The organism is Olsenella sp. DNF00959 (genome assembly GCF_001553055.1).
In the GTDB taxonomy this organism is placed as follows: domain Bacteria; phylum Actinomycetota; class Coriobacteriia; order Coriobacteriales; family Atopobiaceae; genus Olsenella_I; species Olsenella_I phocaeensis.
Window position 1 is genome coordinate 1 of sequence record NZ_KQ960122.1, and the last position, 5,251, is coordinate 5,251.

The window sequence follows — 5,251 nt, forward strand, 5'->3', positions numbered from 1 at the left end:
TCGCGTTTCCGGGGCCCCGGCCCGCGCGGGGAGGGGAATGTGTGGGATTGGTGGAGGGTCGCCGCCGCGCCCCCGAGGCCCTCCCGGATGCGTATAGTTAATTCCCGCGCCGCGAGCCGAGGCCCACGGCGGCGAACCTTGAAAACCGGATACTGCGATCGAAAGATCGACGAAAGACAGCGAATGAGCGAAGTTCGAAATGAAGTTCTCGAACGTCAATTCGATACCAAGCGAATCCAGATCAGCGGGATTCGGCCGGGTCCGGACCTCTTCCATTGAATCTTCCCCGGGGAGACCCGGGGGTGACTCGAACCGAGAGTTCGATCCTGGCTCAGGATGAACGCTGGCGGCGCGCCTAACACATGCAAGTCGAACGGTTAAGACGCCTTCGGGCGTGTATAAAGTGGCGAACGGCTGAGTAACACGTGGGCAACCTGCCCCTCGCACCGGGACAGCCTCGGGAAACCGTGGTTAATACCGGATACTCCGCGCACCCCGCATGGGGCGCGCGGGAAAGCCCAGACGGCGAGGGATGGGCCCGCGGCCTGTTAGCTAGTTGGTGGGGCAACGGCCCACCAAGGCGATGATGGGTAGCCGGGTTGAGAGACCGACCGGCCAGATTGGGACTGAGACACGGCCCAGACTCCTACGGGAGGCAGCAGTGGGGAATCTTGCACAATGGGCGAAAGCCTGATGCAGCGACGCCGCGTGCGGGACGAAGGCCTTCGGGTCGTAAACCGCTTTCAGCAGGGACGAGGCCGCAAGGTGACGGTACCTGCAGAAGAAGCCCCGGCTAACTACGTGCCAGCAGCCGCGGTAATACGTAGGGGGCGAGCGTTATCCGGATTCATTGGGCGTAAAGCGCGCGTAGGCGGCCTGTTAGGTCGGGAGTTAAATCCGGGGGCTCAACCCCCGTCCGCTCCCGATACCGGCGGGCTTGAGTCTGGTAGGGGAAGGCGGAATTCCCAGTGTAGCGGTGGAATGCGCAGATATTGGGAAGAACACCGGTGGCGAAGGCGGCCTTCTGGGCCACGACTGACGCTGAGGCGCGAAAGCTAGGGGAGCGAACAGGATTAGATACCCTGGTAGTCCTAGCCGTAAACGATGGACACTAGGTGTGGGGGGACGATCCCTCCGTGCCGCAGCCAACGCATTAAGTGTCCCGCCTGGGGAGTACGGCCGCAAGGCTAAAACTCAAAGGAATTGACGGGGGCCCGCACAAGCAGCGGAGCATGTGGCTTAATTCGAAGCAACGCGAAGAACCTTACCAGGGCTTGACATCTAGGTGAAGCGGCGGAGACGCCGTGGCCGAGAGGAGCCTAGACAGGTGGTGCATGGCTGTCGTCAGCTCGTGTCGTGAGATGTTGGGTTAAGTCCCGCAACGAGCGCAACCCTCGTCGCATGTTGCCAGCGGTCCGGCCGGGCACCCATGCGAGACCGCCGGCGTCAAGCCGGAGGAAGGTGGGGACGACGTCAAGTCATCATGCCCCTTATGTCCTGGGCTGCACACGTGCTACAATGGCCGGCACAATGGGCTGCCACCGCGCGAGCGGGAGCGAATCCCCAAAGCCGGCCCCAGTTCGGACTGGAGGCTGCAACCCGCCTCCACGAAGTCGGAGTTGCTAGTAATCGCGGATCAGCACGCCGCGGTGAATGCGTTCCCGGGCCTTGTACACACCGCCCGTCACACCACCCGAGTCGTCTGCACCCGAAGTCGTCGGCCCAACCCGCGAGGGGGGGAGGCGCCGAAGGTGTGGAGGGTAAGGGGGGTGAAGTCGTAACAAGGTAGCCGTACCGGAAGGTGCGGCTGGATCACCTCCTTTCTAGGGAGAACGACCTCCACAGAGAGACATACCTCACACAGACGGACGGACCCGCCAGTCCCGCTCATGCCTTTCGCCGCGCCCCCCGGGGCGCGCAGTGTCCGGTCTCGAGGGCTCGCCCTCGCCGTACCTTGAGAGCCGCATAGCGTGACCAAGACTAATTTAGATTCTTCTTCATCAAGAAGGACGCATCTGATCGCGCCGGCGCCTGCGCCGGCGAGTGTATGTTTGCACCGGACCATCTCGAAGAGAAGATGGTAAGGGCACACGGTGGATGCCTTGGCACAGGAAGCCGACGAAGGACGCGACAAGCTGCGATAAGCCACGGTTAGGGGCACATACCCGCTCGACCCGTGGATCTCCGAATGGGCGAACCCGCTGGGGGCCATACCCCAGCGCCCCGCGCTGAACACATAGGCGCGGCGGAGGCAACCCGGGGAACTGAAACATCTAAGTACCCGGAGGAAGAGAAATCAAACGAGATTCCCCCAGTAGTGGCGAGCGAACGGGGACATAGGCCAAACCGGCGGCCGCGCAAGCGCCGCCGGGGTTGTAGGGCCACTCACAGCGCAGTAAGAAACCGCCGCGGGAGCGGAACGGCCTGGGAAGGCCGGCGGAACAGGGTTAGAGCCCCGTACGCGAACCCGCCGCGGCTGCCGAGTGGATCCTGAGTACTGCCGGACACGTGAAACCCGGTGGGAAGCAGGGGGGACCACCCTCCAAGCCTAAATACTCTCCTGTGACCGATAGTGGACGAGTACCGTGAGGGAAAGGTGAAAAGCACCCCGGGAGGGGAGTGAAATAGTACCTGAAACCGTGTGCCTACAAGCAGTCGGAGCACCCCTCGGGGTGTGACGGCGTGCCTTTTGTAGAATGAGCCAGCGAGTTACGGCGTGCGGCGAGGTTAAGCTAGGAAGCGAGCCGCAGCGAGAGCGAGTCTGAACAGGGCGTTCAGTCGCGCGCCGTAGACGCGAAGCCAGGTGAGCTATCCATGGGCAGGCTGAAGCGGGGGTAAGACCCCGTGGAGGGCCGAACCCACCTAGGTTGAAAACTGGGGGGATGACCCGTGGATAGGAGTGAAAGGCCTATCAAACCTGGAGATATCTCGTTCTCCCCGAAATAGCTTTAGGGCTAGCCTCGGACGTTTACCTGCGGAGGTAGAGCACTGGATGGTTGCGGGGGCCTCACCGCCTACCAAGACCAACCAAACTCCGAATGCCGCAGGTCCAGAGTCCGGGAGTCAGAACATGTGGGCTAAGCTGTGTGTTCGAAAGGGAAACAGCCCAGACCGCCCGCTAAGGTCCCGAAATCCATGCTGAGTGGCAAAGGATGTGCGTTTGCTCAGACAACCAGGATGTTGGCTTAGAAGCAGCCATTCATTTAAAGAGTGCGTAATAGCTCACTGGTCGAGTGGACATGCGCCGACAATATACGGGGCTAAGCATGGTACCGAAGCGGCGGACCGATTCAATCGGTGGTAGGGGAGCTTTCCGTCTGGGGCGAAGCCGCGGGACGACCCGCGGTGGACCGGCCGGAAGTGAGAATGCTGGCATGAGTAACGAGAGGGGCGTGGAAAACGCCCCCGCCGTAAACCCAAGGTTTCCTGGGCAAGGCTAATCCTCCCAGGGTCAGTCGGGAGCTAAGGCGAGGCCGGAAGGCGTAGCCGATGCACAGCAGGTCGACATTCCTGCACCTCCGACGCGGCGCTATCACCGACGGGGTGACGAAGAAGGGTAGCTCAGCGGGGTTCTGGACGTCCCCGTGATCGCACGTAGGCCGGGGGGTTGTGAAACGCGCCCCCCGCGAGGGCCGAGGTGCGGGACGAAGCCTCGAGGCGAAGTGAGTGAGCCCATGCTTCCGAGAAAAACCCCTAGGGAGCCGCCAGGAGCCCGTACCGCAAACCGACACAGGTGGGTGGGTAGAACATACCAAGGCGATCGGGAGAACCATGGTTAAGGAACTCGGCAAAACCGCCCCGTAACTTCGGGAGAAGGGGTGCCGCCGCCGGTGGAGGGACTTGCTCCCCGAGCCGGAGGCGGCCACAGTGAAGAGGCCCAAACGACTGTTTATCAAAAACACAGGACTCTGCTGAAGTCGTAAGACGACGTATAGGGTCTGACGCCTGCCCGGTGCCGGAAGGTCACGAGGAGCCGTCAGCGCGAGCGAAGCGGCGAATCCAAGCCCCGGTAAACGGCGGCCGTAACTATAACGGTCCTAAGGTAGCGAAATTCCTTGTCGGGTAAGTTCCGACCTGCACGAAAGGCGTAACGATTTGGGCGCTGTCTCAACCATGGACCCGGTGAAATTGCACTAGTCGTGAAGATGCGACTTACCCGCGGAAGGACGGAAAGACCCCGTGAACCTTTACTGCAGCTTGACATTGGCTGCCGGTTCGTCGTGTAGAGGATAGGTGGGAGACTTTGAACCCGGGACGCCAGTCCCGGGGGAGTCGCCCTTGGAATACCACCCTCGACGTTCTGGCATCCTAACCCCTCGCCGTGATCCGGGAGGGGGACCGTGTCAGGTGGGTAGTTTGACTGGGGCGGTCGCCTCCTAAAACGTAACGGAGGCGCACGTAAGGTCTGCTCAGGGTGGTCGGCAACCACCCCCTTGAGTGCAAGAGCATAAGCAGGCTTGACTGCGAGGCCCACAAGCCGAGCAGGTGGGAAACCAGGTTCTAGTGATCCGGCGGCTCAGAGTGGAATGGCCGTCGCTCAACGGATAAAAGGTACTCCGGGGATAACAGGCTGATCTTCCCCAAGAGTCCACATCGACGGGAAGGTTTGGCACCTCGATGTCGGCTCATCGCATCCTGGGGCTGGAGCAGGTCCCAAGGGTATGGCCGTTCGCCATTTAAAGCGGTACGCGAGCTGGGTTCAGAACGTCGTGAGACAGTTCGGTCCCTATCCTCCGTGGGCGTAGGAGAACTGAGGGAGGCTGCCCCTAGTACGAGAGGACCGGGGTGGACGGACCTCCGGTGAACGGGTTGTCAACCAATGGCACTGCCCGGTAGCTGAGTCCGGTCTGGATAACCGCTGAAAGCATCTAAGCGGGAAGCCAGTCCCGAGATGAGTTCTCCTTTCGGTAAGGCCCCTCGTAGACCACGAGGTTGATAGGCCGCAGCTGCAAGCGCCGCGAGGCGCTCAGGCGAGCGGTACTAATCGGCCGAGCTCTTCTTTTCCCCACATGGGCCGGATCGGTGCGGACTTCATGGTGAGGGAGGCGTCTTGGCGCGCTGTGCGGCCCCCAGGGCACGGCTCGGCCGTCCCGGGGATCGAACGCCCGACGCTGGTCGGCGGCCATGGCAGGGGAGGCACACCCGGTCCCATTCCGAACCCGGAAGTTAAGCCCCCGAGCGCCGATGGTACTGCGGGGCAAGCCCGTGGGAGAGCAGGACGCCGCCGACCAGCGACGGGCATTCGACAGGA

The 5,251-nt window shown here is 62.1% G+C and carries 1 protein-coding gene and 3 rRNA genes; 3 read left to right on the top strand and 1 reads right to left on the bottom strand.

What is annotated here, in order from left to right:
- On the bottom strand, positions 1–276 hold a 276-nt coding region (locus HMPREF1868_RS09930), incomplete at its 3' end, for a hypothetical protein (protein WP_231782214.1).
- Positions 277–308: 32 nt separating this feature from the next.
- On the opposite strand from HMPREF1868_RS09930, the gene HMPREF1868_RS00005 reads away from it, so the two are divergent.
- From HMPREF1868_RS00005 to rrf, 3 genes are all read left to right on the top strand, one after another.
- Positions 309–1,823: ribosomal RNA gene (locus tag HMPREF1868_RS00005) — 16S ribosomal RNA — on the top strand.
- Between the two features lie 247 nt (positions 1,824–2,070).
- Positions 2,071–5,004 (top strand): 23S ribosomal RNA (locus HMPREF1868_RS00010).
- A gap of 110 nt (positions 5,005–5,114) precedes the next feature.
- Positions 5,115–5,230: ribosomal RNA gene (rrf, locus tag HMPREF1868_RS00015) — 5S ribosomal RNA — on the top strand.
- The 16S, 23S and 5S rRNA genes sit together here, the layout of an rRNA operon.
- Positions 5,231–5,251 lie beyond the last annotated feature (21 nt).